General features: G+C 64.4%; 14 protein-coding genes. 5 read left to right on the top strand and 9 right to left on the bottom strand.

Annotated features, from left to right (window positions below; genetic code table 11):
• Positions 1 to 120 precede the first annotated feature (120 nt).
• Both JEY66_RS02610 and JEY66_RS02605 read left to right on the top strand, forming a co-directional pair.
• Positions 121 to 2,109 carry a carbohydrate porin gene (locus JEY66_RS02610; protein ID WP_038373256.1) on the top strand — a complete coding sequence of 663 codons (1,989 nt, stop codon included), beginning with the start codon at positions 121 to 123 and terminating at the stop codon, positions 2,107 to 2,109.
• Positions 2,110 to 2,213: 104 nt separating this feature from the next.
• Complete coding sequence (locus JEY66_RS02605) at positions 2,214 to 3,686, top strand: FAD-dependent monooxygenase (protein ID WP_016840604.1); 1,473 nt, start codon at positions 2,214 to 2,216, stop codon at positions 3,684 to 3,686.
• Between the two features lie 12 nt (positions 3,687 to 3,698).
• Here JEY66_RS02605 and JEY66_RS02600 read toward each other — a convergent pair whose 3' ends face one another.
• The 3 genes from JEY66_RS02600 to JEY66_RS02590 all read right to left on the bottom strand — a co-directional run bounded on the left by JEY66_RS02600 (position 3,699) and on the right by JEY66_RS02590 (position 7,927).
• Positions 3,699 to 5,324 (bottom strand): FMN-binding glutamate synthase family protein, encoded by a 1,626-nt coding sequence (locus tag JEY66_RS02600; protein ID WP_016840603.1) that lies wholly within the window; start codon positions 5,322 to 5,324, stop codon positions 3,699 to 3,701.
• 569 nt (positions 5,325 to 5,893) lie between these two features.
• Positions 5,894 to 6,763, bottom strand: coding sequence for a patatin-like phospholipase family protein (locus JEY66_RS02595; RefSeq protein ID WP_016840602.1), 870 nt, complete (start codon positions 6,761 to 6,763; stop codon positions 5,894 to 5,896).
• A gap of 390 nt (positions 6,764 to 7,153) precedes the next feature.
• Positions 7,154 to 7,927 carry a ferredoxin--NADP reductase gene (locus JEY66_RS02590; RefSeq protein ID WP_016840601.1) on the bottom strand — a complete coding sequence of 258 codons (774 nt, stop codon included), beginning with the start codon at positions 7,925 to 7,927 and terminating at the stop codon, positions 7,154 to 7,156.
• A 297-nt stretch (positions 7,928 to 8,224) separates the two neighbouring features.
• Between JEY66_RS02590 and JEY66_RS02585 the strand changes: the two genes are divergently transcribed.
• Positions 8,225 to 9,160: an ATP-grasp domain-containing protein gene (locus JEY66_RS02585; protein ID WP_016840599.1), complete on the top strand. Its 936-nt coding sequence runs from the start codon at positions 8,225 to 8,227 to the stop codon at positions 9,158 to 9,160.
• Positions 9,161 to 9,218: 58 nt separating this feature from the next.
• Here the strand turns inward: JEY66_RS02585 and JEY66_RS02580 are convergent, their stop codons facing one another.
• From JEY66_RS02580 to JEY66_RS02570, 3 genes are all read right to left on the bottom strand, one after another.
• Positions 9,219 to 9,419, bottom strand: coding sequence for a hypothetical protein (locus JEY66_RS02580; RefSeq protein ID WP_016840598.1), 201 nt, complete (start codon positions 9,417 to 9,419; stop codon positions 9,219 to 9,221).
• A gap of 20 nt (positions 9,420 to 9,439) precedes the next feature.
• Entirely contained in the window at positions 9,440 to 9,796 is a 357-nt protein-coding gene (locus JEY66_RS02575) for a response regulator (RefSeq protein WP_026191968.1), read from the bottom strand.
• A 128-nt stretch (positions 9,797 to 9,924) separates the two neighbouring features.
• The gene (locus JEY66_RS02570; protein ID WP_240536786.1) at positions 9,925 to 10,266 is read right to left on the bottom strand and encodes a hypothetical protein; all 342 of its coding nucleotides are present in this window, start codon (positions 10,264 to 10,266) and stop codon (positions 9,925 to 9,927) included.
• A gap of 348 nt (positions 10,267 to 10,614) precedes the next feature.
• Between JEY66_RS02570 and JEY66_RS02565 the strand changes: the two genes are divergently transcribed.
• A complete protein-coding gene (locus JEY66_RS02565) occupies positions 10,615 to 10,842 on the top strand; it encodes a hypothetical protein (RefSeq protein WP_016840595.1) in 228 nt (75 codons plus the stop codon).
• Between the two features lie 160 nt (positions 10,843 to 11,002).
• On the opposite strand, the gene JEY66_RS02560 is transcribed toward JEY66_RS02565, so the two are convergent.
• Entirely contained in the window at positions 11,003 to 11,959 is a 957-nt protein-coding gene (locus tag JEY66_RS02560) for an amino acid ABC transporter substrate-binding protein (protein WP_016840594.1), read from the bottom strand.
• Between the two features lie 12 nt (positions 11,960 to 11,971).
• The gene (locus tag JEY66_RS02555) at positions 11,972 to 13,261 is read right to left on the bottom strand and encodes a dicarboxylate/amino acid:cation symporter (protein ID WP_026191970.1); all 1,290 of its coding nucleotides are present in this window, start codon (positions 13,259 to 13,261) and stop codon (positions 11,972 to 11,974) included.
• A 240-nt stretch (positions 13,262 to 13,501) separates the two neighbouring features.
• On the opposite strand from JEY66_RS02555, the gene JEY66_RS02550 reads away from it, so the two are divergent.
• The gene (locus tag JEY66_RS02550; protein ID WP_018269143.1) at positions 13,502 to 14,503 is read left to right on the top strand and encodes an NADP-dependent oxidoreductase; all 1,002 of its coding nucleotides are present in this window, start codon (positions 13,502 to 13,504) and stop codon (positions 14,501 to 14,503) included.
• A 469-nt stretch (positions 14,504 to 14,972) separates the two neighbouring features.
• Here JEY66_RS02550 and JEY66_RS02545 read toward each other — a convergent pair whose 3' ends face one another.
• Positions 14,973 to 16,010, bottom strand: a complete 1,038-nt coding sequence (locus tag JEY66_RS02545; protein ID WP_018269073.1) for an IS110 family RNA-guided transposase — start codon at positions 16,008 to 16,010, stop codon at positions 14,973 to 14,975.
• Between the last annotated feature and the right edge of the window lie 10 nt (positions 16,011 to 16,020).

The raw sequence follows: 16,020 nt of genomic DNA, 5'->3' as shown, positions 1-16,020 counted from the left end.
GGGACGACACAGATCGGACCGGGGACGACGGGCGATGATTTCAAATCTCGGGTGGCAAGCGGCCACCAAATCTGCAGTGATGCCGGGCGAAACCGCCACTTGCTCGCGGAAAGCCGCGTCATGACCTGCGTCCGCCTCTTCCGGGTCCAGATCGCCGCCGGCGCAGCGCTCGGTGCGGCAACCTTCGGCGCGCCGGCGATCGCGGCCGATCTGGCCCTCAAATCCCCCGCCGCCAGGGCGGTCTACAGCTGGACCGGGTTCTATGTCGGCGCCCATGTCGGCTATGGCGACGGCACGCTCGGTCCCGGCACCAACCCGATCCTGGAACAGGGCGTGTTCTTTCCGCCCACCATCACCGGCGGGATCGGCGGCTTCCAGGTCGGATACAACAAGGAATTCGCCAACCGCTTCGTGCTCGGCGTCGAGGCGGATGCGACCTTCACCGGCCCGACCGATCTGCCGCGGCGGGTGCTCGGCCCCTTCAATTCGTCGATCGATTATGTCGGCACGCTGCGCGGCCGCGCCGGCTACTCTTTCGGCACCTGGATGCCTTACGTGACCGGCGGTTTCGCCTGGGGCCACAGCCAGGTTCGGGTCAACGATGCCGCGGGCGAGGTGATCTCGGAGCCCGGCCAGTACCACACCGGCTGGACCGTCGGCGCCGGCGCCGAATTCGCGGTGAGCGGCAATTGGACCGCCAAGGTCGAATACGACTATGTCGACCTGTCGCGCCGCACGCTCGGCCTCAATGACTTCGGCATGCCCGGCGTCAGGATCGACCCGCGCATTCATCTGCTGAAATTCGGCCTCAACTATCAGCTCGGCGACTCGCCATGGTCGGCGACGCCGACGCGCACCGCGCTGCCCGAATCCAGCGACTGGAGCGTGCACGGCCAGACGACGCTGCTGCCGCAGACCTATCCGTCGTTCCGTTCGCCCTATGCCGGCACCAACAGCCTTCCCGGCGCCGGGCAGTTGCAGCAGACCTGGACCACGACGGCGTTTCTCGGCGTGCGGCTCTGGGAAGGCGGCGAGTTCTACTTCAACCCGGAAACCGCGCAGGGCTTTGGCCTCAACGGCACGCTCGGCCTCGCCGGCTTCTCGAACGGCGAAGCGCAGAAGGCCGGCGCGCCGTTTCCGAAAATCCGGCCGCAGCGCTACTACTTCAAGCAGACCTTCGGCTTTGGCGGCGAGCAGGAAGACGTCGCCGACGGTCCCAACCAGATCGCCGGCAAGCGCGACATCGACCGCCTCACGCTCGTGGTCGGGCGCTTTGCGGTCGGCGATTTCTTCGACGGCAATTCCTACGCCAAGGACCCGCGCGCCGATTTCATGAACTGGGCGATGTGGGCGTCCGCGGCCTACGACTTCCCGGCCGACCTGCCCGGTTACACCCGCGGCGCGGTGGTCGAACTCAACCGCAAGGACTGGGCGGTGCGCGCCGGCGTGTTCCAGGTGCCGAACGCGCCGAACAGCGACGTTTTGGTGTTCGACACCGGCGGCGCGGTGGTCGAGTTCGAGGGCCGCTATTCGATCTTCGACCAACCCGGCAAGCTCCGCGTCGGCATGTTCGGCAACCGCGGCAACACCGGCAATTACGCCCAAGCGCTCGCGATCGAGGACGCCAATCCGGGGCTCGACATCAACGACGTGATGGCCGGCATCCGCAAGGACAATCTGAAATACGGCTTCTATCTGAACGGCGAGCAGCAGATCGCAACCGATGTCGGCCTGTTCGGCCGCCTCAGCTGGAACGACGGCCGGACCGAGATCCTGTCGTTCACCGATGTCGACCGCAGCGTCTCGGGCGGCCTGTCGATCAAGGGCAGCAGGTGGGGACGGGCGAACGACACGATCGGCATCGGCGGCGCGATCAACGGGCTGTCATCAGCGCATCGCGACTACCTTGCCGCCGGCGGCCTCGGTCTGCTGATCGGCGACGGTGCGCTGAACTACAGCCCGGAGCGGATCTTCGAGACCTACTACGCCTATCAGGTGAACAAGAACCTGACGCTGACTGCGGACTATCAGTTCATCACCAACCCCGCCTACAACGCCGACCGCGGCCCGGTGCACATCTTCTCCGGCCGCGTCCACGGCGAGTTCTGAGGCGCACCCTCTCCCCACTCAGATATATGTAGACCCCCCGGGCTTGCCGCAAGCCCGGGGTCATCCCGTAGAACGCGCGCCCTAATCGAACGGAGGGGTGCGGGATGCGGGAACATGCTGTGGTGATTGCCGGCGGAGGTCCGACCGGGCTGATGCTGGCGGGCGAGTTGGCGCTGGCGGGAATAGATGTTGCGATTGTCGAGCGTCGCGCGAGGGAGGACCTGATCGGCGCGCGGGCCGGCGGCCTGCACGCGCGCACCATCGAGGTGCTCGATCAGCGCGGCATCGGCGACCGCTTCGTCGCGCTGGGAACGCGCCATCCGGCGGTGCTGTTCCATTCGCATCTGGTGCCACTGGATATCACCGACTTTCCGACCCGGCGCAATTTCACGCTGGGGCTCCGGCAGAATCATATCGAGCGCCTGCTCGGCGAATGGGTCGGCGAACTGGCGGTGCAGACCTATCGCGCGCGCGAGGTGACCGGCTTCGCGCAGGACGAGGCCGGCGTCGACGTCGAACTGTCGGATGGCCAATTGCTCCGGGCGCAATATCTCGTCGGCTGCGACGGCGGCCGGAGTGTCGTCCGCAAAGCGGCCGACATCGAATTCGCCGGATGGGATCCGACCACGAGCTGGCTGATCGCCGAGGCCGAGATGTCGGGCGAGCCGGAATGGGGCTTTCGCCAGAACGACACCGGCATCTCGGCGATCGGCAAGGCGGAAGATGGCGGGCGGGTGCGGCTGGTGCTGACCGAGCGGCAACTCGGCACCGACAGGGAGCCGACCTTGCGCGACGTCAGCGAGGCGCTGGTCGCCGCGTACGGCACCAATTTCGGCATCCACAGTCCGGTCTGGATCTCGCGCTTCACCGACATGACCCGGCAGGCCGTGACCTATCGCAAGCAGCGCGTGCTGCTGGCCGGCGACGCCGCCCATGTGCATCCGCCGATGGGCGGCCAAGGTCTCAATATCGGCGTGCAGGACGCGGTGAATCTGGGCTGGAAGCTCGCCCAGGTAATCAAGCGGATCGCGCCGGACAACCTGCTCGACACCTACGAGGCCGAACGGCAAAAGGTGGCGGCCCGCGTGCTGCGCAACACCATGGCGCATGTCGCGCTCAACCGCACCGATCCGCGCACCAGGGCGCTGAACGAGATCGTCTCCGACCTGCTGCGCATGGACGAGCCGCGCAGATGCTTCGCCGCGATGATGTCCGGCCTCGACCTTCACTACGATCTAGGCGACGGCCACCCGCTGCTCGGACGCCGCATGCCCGATCTCGATCTCGTCACCGCCGACGGCCCGATACAGGTCTTCGCGCTGCTGCACTGCGCGCGGCCGGTGCTGCTGAATTTCGGCGCGCCCGGCAGCATCGCCATCGCGGGATGGACCGACCGGGTTCAGCTGGTCGATGCCGCGTATCGCGGCGCATGGGAGCTTCCTGTGCGCGGCACGGTTTCGGCGCCGACCGCGGTGCTGGTGCGGCCCGATGGCTATGCGGCGTGGGTCGGCGAGGGAACGCAGGCGGGGCTAACCGAGGCGCTGACCAAATGGTTCGGCCCGTCCGCGGGTACGTAGCGAGCGTAGCCCCTACCCCGCCGGCTGGAACGAATCCGCGCGCGCCATCGCCCAGGCGTCGCGGAAGCGGCGGTCCTGGGTGCCTTCGAGCAGCTCGCCGGGGCGCAGCGTCGGATAGAGCTCGGCGAAGGAAGCGACCTCGGTGGTCGAACTGCGCTGCGAGAAGTGGATCGGGCGCAGCTCTTTGGTGTGCTCGAGGCCGGCGGCGGCGAGCAGCTCGGTCAGCGCGTGCAGGGTCGAGTGGTGGTAGTTGTACACGCGCTCGATCTTGTCCGGCACATAGAGCGCGCGGTTGCGGATCGGGTCCTGCGAAGTCACGCCGGTCGGGCAGCGATCGGTGTGGCAGCTCAGGGATTGGATGCAGCCGAGCGCGAACATGAAGCCGCGCGCCGAATTGCACCAGTCGGCCCCGATTGCCATCGCGCGCGCCATGTCGAAGGCGGTCGCGACCTTGCCGGAGGCGCCGATCTTGATGCGATCGCGCGCGCCGATGCCGACCAACGCGTTGTGGACGAAACTGACGCCCTCGCGCATCGGCATGCCGAGATGGTCCATGAACTCGAGCGGCGCGGCGCCGGTGCCGCCCTCATTGCCGTCGACCACGATGAAGTCGGGATAGAGCCCGCTCTCGTGCATCGCCTTGCAGATCGCGAGGAATTCCCAGGGATGGCCGATGCACATCTTGAAGCCGGCCGGCTTGCCGCCGGACAGCTTGCGCATCCGGGCGACGAATTCCATCATCTGCAGCGGCGTCGAGAACGCCTTGTGATAGGCCGGCGAGATGCAGTCCTCACCCATGGGCACGCCCCGGATCTTGGAAATCTCCTCGGAAACCTTCGCCGCCGGCAGCACGCCGCCATGCCCGGGCTTGGCACCCTGGCTGATCTTGAGCTCGACCATCTTGATCTGGTCTTCGCCCGCGACGCTTGCGAAGAGATCCGGATTGAAGGTGCCGTCGCGATTGCGGCAGCCGAAATAGCCGGAGCCGATCTCCCAGATGATATCGCCGCCCATCTCACGATGATACGGGCTGACACCGCCCTCGCCGGTGTCGTGGGCGAAGCCGCCCTTCTTGGCGCCGGCATTGAGCGCCCGCACCGCATTCGGGCTCAGCGCGCCAAAGCTCATGGCGGATATGTTGAAGACCGAGGCCGAATACGGCTTGGTGCAGTCGGGGCCGCCGATGGTGATGCGGAATTTCTGGTCGGCCCGCGGCTTCGGCGCCACCGAGTGGTGCATCCACTCATAGCCCTCGCGATAGACGTCCTCCTGGGTGCCGAATGGCCGCTTGTCGAGCACCATCTTGGCGCGCTGGTAGACCACCGCGCGGGTGTCGCGGGAGAACGGCATGCCGTCCTTCTCGCTCTCGAAGAAATACTGCCGCATCTCGGGGCGGATTTCCTCGAGCAGGAAGCGGACATGCGCCGAGATCGGGTAGTTGCGCAGCACCGCGTGGTTCTTCTGGGTGAGGTCGCGGATGCCGAGCAATGTCAGGGCGCCGAAGATGACCAGCGGAATCAGGACGATCTTGAAGACCTTGTGATCGAAAATTCCAACCAGCAGCAGCAGTGCGGTGACGACGGCGCAGATCGTCAGCACGATGAAGCGTGGCGAGAACGGAAGCAGCATCGTATCCATGAAATTCCTCCGGTCTGGCCAAATACCCTGTCGGCCGCGAGCCTAATCCAACTCGCGGAACAAGTGCACTACGGTTATACGGCCGAGCAGTCACAGATGTGACAACCGCCCGAATCGGCGGGTGCGGATACCGGTCAAATTGAAACGGTATCGCCTTTTGCACTGCAACGGAGCGCAGCGGATGCGACAACCTGCCCGTCGCAGGGGCGCGCTGCCAAAATATCGAAAACAACCCCATGCAAAGGAGCCGGCGACTGCCGGCGCTCGACAGGGCGACTTGACACGTCGGGCAACTCAGCGGCACAATTCCACTATTCCGAAATCGTGGTGTGAGTCTGCGGCTCCTCTAACCCGTCGTCCCTGCGAAAGCAGCGACCCATAACCACAAATGCCAATTGTTGGGCCACGCTGGAACGACGAGTCCCTTCAACAAGATCCGCCGCGGCGTATGGGTCCCTGCTTTCGCAGGGACGACGATGAGGATGGTTCTCGATTCAAGGCATCACACCACGCGGTGCCGCGCATGTGAGTGCGCTTGCGGGGGAGATGAGGAGAGAGCACCGTCCGCATCAATGCTCGTGCGGCTGCAGTTCGTGCGGGATGTGCCCGGGCTTCAGACCGTCGCCGTCAAGCCAGGCGTTGGTGGTGTCCAGTGCCCGGGTGATGTGATCCGCGGTCCGTGAGAAATCGTAGGGCGAGCCGACCAGCGGGCAGAGCGGCGGCACCACGAAATACTCGACATCGGGCCCGATGTTCTCGAGCTCGTTGACGAGCTGCCGCGCGATCAGGAGCGTCAGCGCGTGCAGGGCATTGGCGAGCGCGCCGACCGGCGGCGCCTGGTTGGCGCAGGCATGCCCGGTCGGCAGCACGATCAGGCGCTTGGCGCCGTGCCTGAGCGCGACGCGGACCGGCGTGTTGCTGGAGATCGCGCCATCGGCCAGGAAATGATCGCGGTAGTGCACCGGCGTGAACGCACCGGGAATCGCGGTCGATGCGACGATCGCCTCCGCGGCCGAACCTTCCGACAGCACCACGCTGTCGCCGCTGATGATGTCTGTGGTGACGATGTGGATCGGGATCCGCGCGTCCTCGAGATTGCGGAACGGAATGTAGTCGTCGATCAGCTTGCGGACGCCGTCATGCGGGATCAGGAAGTCGCGCCGCCACAGGAAGCTCACCAGCGTCCGCCAGGTCACCGGAAACACGTCCTGCCGGTCGAGGCCGCGCCAGATCTCGGCCAGCCGCGCGACGCCCGAGACCGTCGGGTCGCCGGCATAGAACGCGCCGTTCAGTGCGCCGACGCTGGAGCCGACCACCATGTCGGCGACCACGCCATGCGCGGCCAGCGCCTGCAGCATGCCGACCTGGATCGCGCCAAAGCTGCCGCCGCCGGCAAACACAAAGGCGGTCTTCGGTGCATCCGGATCGGTGATGGACAAGGTGCTGCTCCCAGATCGCCGCGTTCGGGAGGGGGTTGCGCGGCGTTGGGGGATTTATAGCAATGGGGGAATGAGTAGTGCCACGGTCCGATGTTTTGCCGAGTGGTGACCGCAGGCAAGCTGCGCTCCCTCTCCCGCTTGCGGGGGAGGGCTGGGGTGGGGGTATCGCCGCAACGAGGCTGTTCATTGCGTGGAGAAAGCCCCCACCCGTATCGCATCTTCGATGCGATACGGCCTCCCCCGCAAGCGGGAGAGGCGGACCGAGTTCGCCGATGTACCTTCCAAATGCAAAAGGCTGGAGCCCGATGGGGCCCCAGCCTTCGCAAAACAGGGAGCGGTGGTAATGGGTCCTGGCTTTCGCCAGGACGACAATCTTGACGCTCGGCGGCCTTAGCGCTCGACGAACGCCTTCTCGATCACGAAGTGACCGGGGGTGTTGCCGCTGCCTTCCTTGAAGCCGCGCGTCTCGAACAGCTGCTTCAGCTCTTCCAGCATCGCCGGGCTGCCGCACATCATGATGCGGTCGGTCTCGATGTCGAGCGGCCCCTGATGCAGATCGGTGAACAGCTGGTTGGAGGTGATCAGGTCGGTGATGCGGCCGCGGTTGCGGAACGGCTCGCGCGTCACGGTCGGGTAGTACGAGAGCTTCTCGGACAGCAGCGGCCCGAACAGTTCGTCGTCGCGCAGCTTGGCGACCAGCTCCTCGCCATAGGCGAGCTCGGAGACCTGGCGGCAGCCATGCACCAGCAGGATCTGCTCGTAGCGATCATAGACCTCGGGGTCCTTGATCAAGCTGGCGAACGGCGCGAGGCCGGTGCCGGTCGACAGCAGCATCAGCCGCTTGCCGGGAATCAGGTTGTCGGTGATCAGCGTGCCGGTCGCCTTGCGGCCGACCAGGATGGTGTCGCCCTCGCGGATCCTCTGCAGCTTGGAGGTGAGCGGGCCGTCCTGCACCTTGATCGAGAAGAACTCGAGCTCTTCCTCGTGATTGGCGCTCGCCATCGAATAGGCGCGCAGCAGCGGCCTTCCGTCGACCTCGAGGCCGATCATGGCAAACTGCCCGTTCTGGAAGCGGAAACCGGAATCGCGGGTCGCCCGGAAGCTGAAAAGCGTATCGGTCCAATGCTGAACGGAAAGAACTTTCTCTCGATAGAACGCGCTCATGGGTTTTCGTTTTCTCGACTGACCAGAATTAGAATAGTTTGATTTCTAGACGGCTCGCGACGGCGCGGAAGTGGCCGAAATCACTGAAGATCTCGCGTGTCCATTGCGCCAATGCAGGAGATAGTCAAGATCAACTGGCGTGCAAATGCGATCTCAGAATGGCAGTCGTTCGATTTCGCGCAGAGGTTCAACCGCGTCATCGTTAACACGTGGTGCTGCACGTAATTTACTTGCTGGGATCGGCATCGATCTGGCAATTAATTGCTACAAAAACCGCGGTGAAGGGAAAATGATCTCGTGGTCCTGATCAGCCAGCGAATCTTCCTGGAAACCATCAAAAAATATTGTTTGGCGCACGCGATTGCCGTCGAGGTGCGGTCCGGCGGCTGGCTGGTCACCATGACCAAGGGCAACGCGCGGCGGCTCGCGATCGGCTATGACGTCGGGCTGAACAGCGCGGTCGCGCATCAGGTCGCCAATGACAAATCGGCCTGCGCGGACGTGCTGGCATTGGCCGGCGTTCCCGCCATTCCGCACACGCTGTTTCTGGGCGCGAAGTTCAGCAAGCACATTCCGGGATCGGACTCGCTGGACGCGATGCAGCGTCTGCTCGAGCAGCATCCGCAGGGGCTGGTCATCAAGCCCAATGAGGGGACCTCCGGCGAGCTTGTCTTCCGGGTGACGACGCGGGCGCAGCTGGAGACGGCGGTTGCGCGCATCCTTGCCGCGCATCCAAGTCTTGCCATCTCGCCCTACGTCGAGATCGCGGACGAGGTGCGCGTGGTGCTGCTCGATGCGCGCGCGCTGATCGTCTACGGCAAGACGCGCCCGTCGGTGGTTGGCGACGGCATCCAGTCGCTGCGCGCGCTGGCGCAGGCGAGCGCGACGACCGAGCAGCTCAAGACCATCACCGAGGATTTCGATGCCGCCGCGCTCGACGCCGTTCCGCCCGCCGGCGAACGGCTTCTGCTCAACTGGCGGCACAACCTCGATGCCGGCGCGGAGCCCGTGCTGCTCGCCGATGACGCGACGCGCGAGGCCTGCGTCGCGCTCGCGATCAAGGCCGCGCAAGCCGTCGGCATCCGCTTCGCCTCGATCGACGTCGTGCGCACGGAGGGCGTGTGGAAAATCCTCGAGGTGAATTCCGGGGTGAAGATGGAAGCGCTGGGGCGCCGGCATCCGGCGCTGGTCGAGGCGGCCTATTCGGCGGCGCTGGACGAAGTGTTCGCGTAGCGTCTCCCCGCCCGATGACGCGGGCTCGACGGCGCTATCCTGCACTGTGAACGCCCGATCAGGCTTGCGGGTGCTCCTTTTCATAGGCGGCGACGATCAGTTCCGATTGCTCGATCTGTGCGGTGAGACGGTCGATCTCGGCTTGCGTCTCTGGAAACACGTCAGCCCCCGCCGTATTTCCGGATTGCAATTCCGCGATCAGCTCCCGGTTCTTCGCAATCTGCTCCCGGTGCCAATCGATTTCAGGATCGTCTTGCATGGGCCACCCGTCGGCGAGAATTACGACGCCAGCTCTCGCAGCAGCATGGGTGGATAAACCGGCTTCTCGAAAAACTTGACGCCCTCGGGCAGCGCGCTATCCGGGGGCCGACCCGAGATGACCATAACGCGCACACCCGGATCGCAATCGACGGCCAAACGTGCAAGCTCGACGCCATCCATTTTGCCCGAGAGCTTGATATCGGTAACCACCAGCGACGGGTGACGCATCTTGATGGCCAGCGCTGCCGTCTCGGCGTCCTCGCACTGGATGACGTCGAAATGGCCTTCCTGCAACAACAGCGCAATCATGTCGCGCTGGATCATGTCGTCTTCGACCACAATTGCTATTTGACGAACTGGTCTCGCGTAAGCCATGGCGACCTCCGAACGATCAACCAGAGTTAACGAATGAGGATGTTTATGGTTCTGGTTCCCGCTTCATGAGGGACTGCTCCGGCGAACCTTTGCAAGTTCCAAGCGGAACAACTTTGGAGGTTTCAGCGTCATTGATGGGCGACAAGCCGGACGAGTCGAACGGTTCGAGCCTGAGCAAGGGAATTCTTGCGAGATAGTGCCAGGAGGCAGAGCTCATGAAGGACGTTGTGCAGTCGGATCAGGATTCTTGCGAGCCCTACGGCGCTGACGTGACGGCTGGCGCGACAGGCCATGCGTCCTCTCGACGATGGATCGAGGATCAGGCGCTTCAACGACCCGCGGTCGCCAAGCAGCCCAGGATGCGGCACGAGACGACCGATCGGCTTCGCGCTCGCCTGCCGCACGACGTCATTTCCGAAATGGAAGCAGAGCTGAAGCAACAGGTCGATCGACTTGTCGCCGAACGACATTAGCCGCTGAAGCGACGAGTTCGCCGACTTCAACAGCCGAATCTTGCCTGCCGATGATGCTCCAGAGATCGCGGCGCGTGGACACTCGAAGGAAGATCCCGCCGGATCGACGGAGCCTTGATGGGAGCGATTGGAGCGATTCTTGGGCGCGCGATTTTCCAGGTCATGGTTGTTCTGGCGGCGGTCGGCATCGTTGCCCTCGCATGCATGGCGGTTCGCGGCGGCTGACGCGGGGACCATGGTGCGGCCGGCACGGAAGCTCTGGCCGTCATTTTGATCGATTCGGCGCCTTGCTCATCCCGCGCAAGGGAGTACGCTTCCGTGCATTGATTGATCCGGAAACAGATTATGCGCAAACTTCTTTTGGGCCTTCTCGCACTGGCGGCGTTCGCCGCCGCCTTCAATCCTCCGGCCGCCAATGCGGTGTTTTGGCGCGGCGTCACGGCCCCGACGAATATCGACATCCACGGCTACCCGATCATCAAGGAGCCGCCTCCGAGCACATGCCAGTTGATCCATGTGAACGGATACTGGGTCCGGCAGTGCCTGGATTTGTCGCGGCGCTATTGGCGGTGAACGATGCCGCGCCGGAATTCAGACCTCTCCCGCGAGGGGAGAGGTCGAAATTCGCGGCTAGAGCATTTTCGGTTCTGATTGAATCAGAACCGAAGCTCTAGATTCTTGTCTTGACGCGTTTTCCTCACGCGAACCGGTGCCCACTTCGCTCGAAAACGCTCTAGTTCGACCCGCCCGGTGAATCGTCGAGCGCCTTGAAGGCCTCTTCGAGCTGCGGCGACAGCGCGACGTTGAGCTTCTCGCCGGTCGGCAGCCGGGCGACGAACCATTTGTTGTAGAGCGGGACGATGTCGCGATTCGAGGCGAGCCTGCGGAACGCGCGCTCGACCACGTCCTTCATCTGCGGCTCGCCCTTGCGGTACATGATGCCGTAGGGGTCGTAGGACAGGTAGTCGCCGGTGACGCGGAATTTGTCCTGCGACTTGTGCCGCGCGATCAGGCCGTAGAGCAGGATGTCGTCGGTCGCGAACGCATCCGCCTTGCCGTCCACAAGCATCTGGTAGGACTGCTCGTGGTCGGGCGCCGTGACGATGTTGAGGCCGAGCTTTTGCTTGGCGTCGACATTGTGCATCGCCTGCTCGTTGGTGGTGCCCTTGGTCACCACCACCGTCTTGCCCTTGAGGTCGGCGACCTGGGTAACCCCCGAGGCTTTCGGCACCATCAGCTTGGTGCCGGCCACGAACATCAGCGGCGAGAACGCGACCAGCTTGCCGCGCTCGGCATTCGCCGTGGTCGATCCGCATTCGAGGTCGATCTTCTTGTCGACGACCGCCGGAATGCGGTCGTCGGAGGTGACCTTGACGTAGTCGACCTTGAGATTGGCGTCGTCGACCTCGGTCCCGATCTCCTCGACGATCGCATCGCACAGCTCGAGGCTGTAGCCGATCGGCCGGTTGGAGTGGTCGAGGAACGAGAACGGCGGCGAACTTTCGCGATAGCCGATCCGCACCGTGTGCGTGGCCTTGATGTTGGCGAGCGTCGGGCTGAGCCCCTCGCCCGCCGGCTGCGCGGAGGCCGGTGCGGCGAGCAGGCTTGCCGCCAGCAGACACGCTGACAGCAGGCACGTCGACAGCAGAGGCGCCTCAGCCCGTATCGGCCTCCAGCGGGCGCGATGCATGCATCCCTCCCCTCAATGGCCGGCCATCACGGCGCCGGGCACCGCATCCTGCGGCACCGCGTCGTCGGGCCCGAGCTCGTGCTCGGCCTTCAGCTCGCCCTCCCACTTCGCGACCACGGCGGTCGCCAGCGAGTTGCCGATCACGTTGGTGGCGCTGCGGCCCATGTCGAGGAAGGTGTCGATGCCCATGATCATCAGCAGGCCCGCCTCGGGGATGTTGAACTGCGCCAGCGTCGAGGCGATCACCACCAGCGAGGCGCGCGGCACGCCGGCGACGCCCTTCGAGGTGATCATCAGCGTCGCCAGCATCGCGAGCTGCGTGCCGATCGACATCTCGATGTGGTAGGTCTGCGCGATGAAGATGCTCGCGAAGGTGCAGTACATCATCGTGCCGTCGAGGTTGAAGGAATAGCCGAGCGGCAGCACGAAGGCCGAGATGCGCGAGGAAGCGCCGAACCTGTTCAGCCCCTCCAGCGTCTTCGGATAGGCCGCCTCCGACGAGGCGGTCGAGAACGCGATCATCAGCGGCTCGCGGATCAGCCGCAAGAGATGGCTGTAGCGCGGCCCGATCACGATGAACCCGACGACGACCAGGATGCCCCACAGGATCAGGAGCGAGAGATAGAAGCCGCCCATGAAGACGATGAGCTTCCAGAGCACGCCGAGGCCGTTCTTCGAGACGGTCGCCATGATCGCGGCCCACACCGCGAGCGGGGCGAACAACATCACATAGCCGGTGACCTTGAGCATGATGTGCGCGAGGTCGTCGATCAGGCTCATGATCGGCTTTGCCCGTTCAGGCATCGCGCCGAGTGCAACCGCGAAGAACACCGCGAACACGACGATCTGCAGAATCTCGTTCTGCGCCATCGCATCCGCGATCGAGGTCGGGATCAGATGGGTGAGGAATTTCTCGATCGAGAACGCCGACACCGGCAGGCCGGTCGACTGCGCCTTGTCGGGCAGCGTGCCGGGGAAGTTGGCGCCGGGCTGCAGCAGGTTGACCATCACGAGGCCGAGCAGCAGCGAGACGAAGGAGGCGGAGACGAACCAGCCCATGGTCTTGGCGAAGATACGCCCGAGCTTGGCGCCGCTTCCCATATGGGCGATGCCGCCGACAAGGGTCGCGAAAACCAGCGGCGCGATGATCATCTTGATCAGGCGCAGGAACAGCATCGCGATCAGGTTGACGTCTGCCGCGATCTCGGCACGGCTGTCAGGAAAGTAGTTGAAGACAATCGTCCCCATCGCGATGCCAAGGACCATCGCAATCAGGATATACTGCGTAAACCTGCTGGACATTCTCTTACCCCCGTAAGTTCCCGGCGAAGGGCAAGTGTGGCAGATTTACGCAGCTACGCAACACGCTTCGCGTCCAGCGCGACTTTGCCGAAACGTTCCCGTTGTGGAATGTCAGCGCGCGGATTAGCGTTCATGCAGCGCACAATCTGTGCAAGGCGCTGCGCGCGTCGCAGTCAATTGCATGCGAAACAACCAACGCCAAGGGAAGGCAAAGGGAAGGCAAAAGGGGGAGACATTGCAATGAACGACACCGTCAATCGCCAGATCCTGCTTGTCGAAAAGCCGACCGGCAAGCTTGGCCCCGAACATTTTCGTCTGACCAAGGGGACGATCCCCACGCCGAAGGACGGCGAGGCGCTGGTGCGGACGCGCTACATCTCGCTCGATGCCGCCAACCGCGCCTGGATGCACGGCGCCACTTACCGCGCTGCGGTGGAAGCCAACACCGTGATGGCCGGCGGCAGCATCGCCGAGGTGATCTCGTCGAACGATCCCGGCCTGAAGCCCGGCGATATCGTGTTCGGCGACACCGGCTGGCAGGATTACGCCGCCGTGCCCGCCAAGCACCTGGCGAAGATGCCGAAGCTCGAGCCGATGACGCATCTGCTCAGCGTCTACGGCGTTGCCGGCCTGACCGCCTATTTCGGCCTGCTCCATGTCGGCAAGCCCAGGGAAGGCGAGACCGTGGTGGTGTCGGCGGCCGCGGGCTCGGTCGGCTCGATCGTCGGCCAGATCGCTGGGATCAAGGGCTGCCGCGTCGTCGGCATCGCCGGCGGCAAGGACAAGTGCCATTGGCTGACCAGCGAGCTCGGCTTCGACGCCGCGGTCGACTACAAGGACGGCGCCACCTACAAGGCGCTGCGCGCGGCGGCGCCCAAGGGCATCGACGTCTATTTCGACAATGTCGGCGGCGACATTCTGGAAGCCTGCCTGGCGCAGATGAACAATCGCGGCCGGATCGCCTGCTGCGGCGCGATCTCGCAATATGACGGCGTCCCCTCCGCGCACGGCCCGCGCGGCGTGCCCGGCCTGATCGTGGTGAAGCGGCTGATCATGCAGGGCTTCATCGTGATGGACTACATGGACCAGCGCGATGCCGCGCTCGCCGACCTGCAGTCCTGGGTCGCCTCGGGCAAGCTCAAGGTGCAGGAGGACGTCATCGACGGCATCGAGAACACGCCGCAGGCGCTGATCGGGCTCTTGGCCGGCGAAAACCGCGGCAAGCGCATGGTGAAGGTGTAGGCGGAAGCCACGGCGTAGCTGTAATTTCTGTCATCCCCGCGCAAAGGCTTCGCCTTTGTCGCTGGAGGTGCGCGCTCTTGCGCGTCTCGAAGGATGCACAGCCCGGCTGGTGGCCGTCGACCCTTCGAGGGCCGCTGAAGAAGCGGCCACCTCAGGGTGACGGAGATACGGCGCAATCTCTCCCCTCGTCGTCCCGGCGAAAGCCGGGACCCATATGTGGACGGCCCCCGTGGCACAAGAGCTTTTTGGTGAGATCGGATCGCTTGCATCCATATGTCCGGCCTGTTGAGTGCGATCGGTCGATCGCTGGCCAAGATGGGTTGCGCGATGCGAGTTCCAAACAACCAGGCGACCTGTTGACGGCCGATGGGTCCCACGGATTGTCTCGCATCGTTGCTCGATCGATCGCTCCATCTGCTCCTGCAGCTCCGGGTCGACCGGCGAGCGAGCCCGCCGGCCGGCCAATCGATTAGGCGGCGGCTGTCATGGGCTTGATCCGTGCCGCCTCGTAACTCTCGCCCGTCGCCATCAACTTCCAGGCGATACGGGCTACTTTGTTGGCAAGCGCCACGGCCGCAAGCTTCGGCGGCTTGCGCTGGATCAGGGCCAGCAGCCAGCGCGAGTGATGACCGCGTCCGCGCCTGGCCTGCTGGATCACCGCCGTGGCCCCGATGACCAGCAGACGGCGCAGGTCCTCATCGCCCGCCCGCGTGATCTTGCCAAGCCTGGTCCTGCCGGCGGTAGAGTGGTCCTTGGGTGTCAATCCCAGCCAGGCCGCAAAATGACGACCAGAACGGAACGCGTGCGGATCAGGTGTCTTCATCACCAGCGCGGTTGCAACGATCGGACCGACCGAGGGGATCTCAGCCAGGCGCCGGCCCGTGGCATCGCCGCGGTGCCAGGCCATCAGCTTGGCCTCAACCGCCTTCAACTCACCCTCGAGCCTGGCGCGCTCCCGGCCCAGCACCACAAACAGCTCGCGTGCCAGGGCGGGAAGCGTCTCGTCCTGCGCAATCCGCGCCAGCAGTGGCTCGATCGCGTCCAGTCCTTTGGGTGCGATCAGGCCATACTCCGCCGCATGGCCGCGGATCGTATTGGTCAGCTGGGTGCGCCGGACGATCAATCCGTCGCGGACGCCCATCAGCATCAGCGCAGCCTGCTGCTCGGCCGTCTTCACCGGCACGAAGCGCATGCTCCGCCGGCTCATCGCTTCACACAGACCTTCTGCATCCCGCCCGTCATTCTTGTTCCGCATCACGTAGGGTTTAACCAATTGCGGTGCCATCAGCTTCACTTCGTGACCGAGCTTGGAAAGCTCCCGCGCCCAATGTTGCGAAGCCCCGCAGGCCTCCATCCCGATCACGGTCGGCGGCAATTTGGCGAAGAACTCCAGCACCTGTTTGCGCGACAGCTTCTTGCGCAGCACCACCTGCTCCGCCGCATCAACCCCATGCAGCACAAAAATATACTTCGACGTATCAATCCCAATGCGGATAATCTGGTTCACGGACGGCTCC

The organism is Bradyrhizobium elkanii USDA 76, assembly GCF_023278185.1.
Lineage (GTDB): Bacteria > Pseudomonadota > Alphaproteobacteria > Rhizobiales > Xanthobacteraceae > Bradyrhizobium > Bradyrhizobium elkanii.
This window is presented reverse-complemented; position numbering and strand designations above follow the sequence as displayed.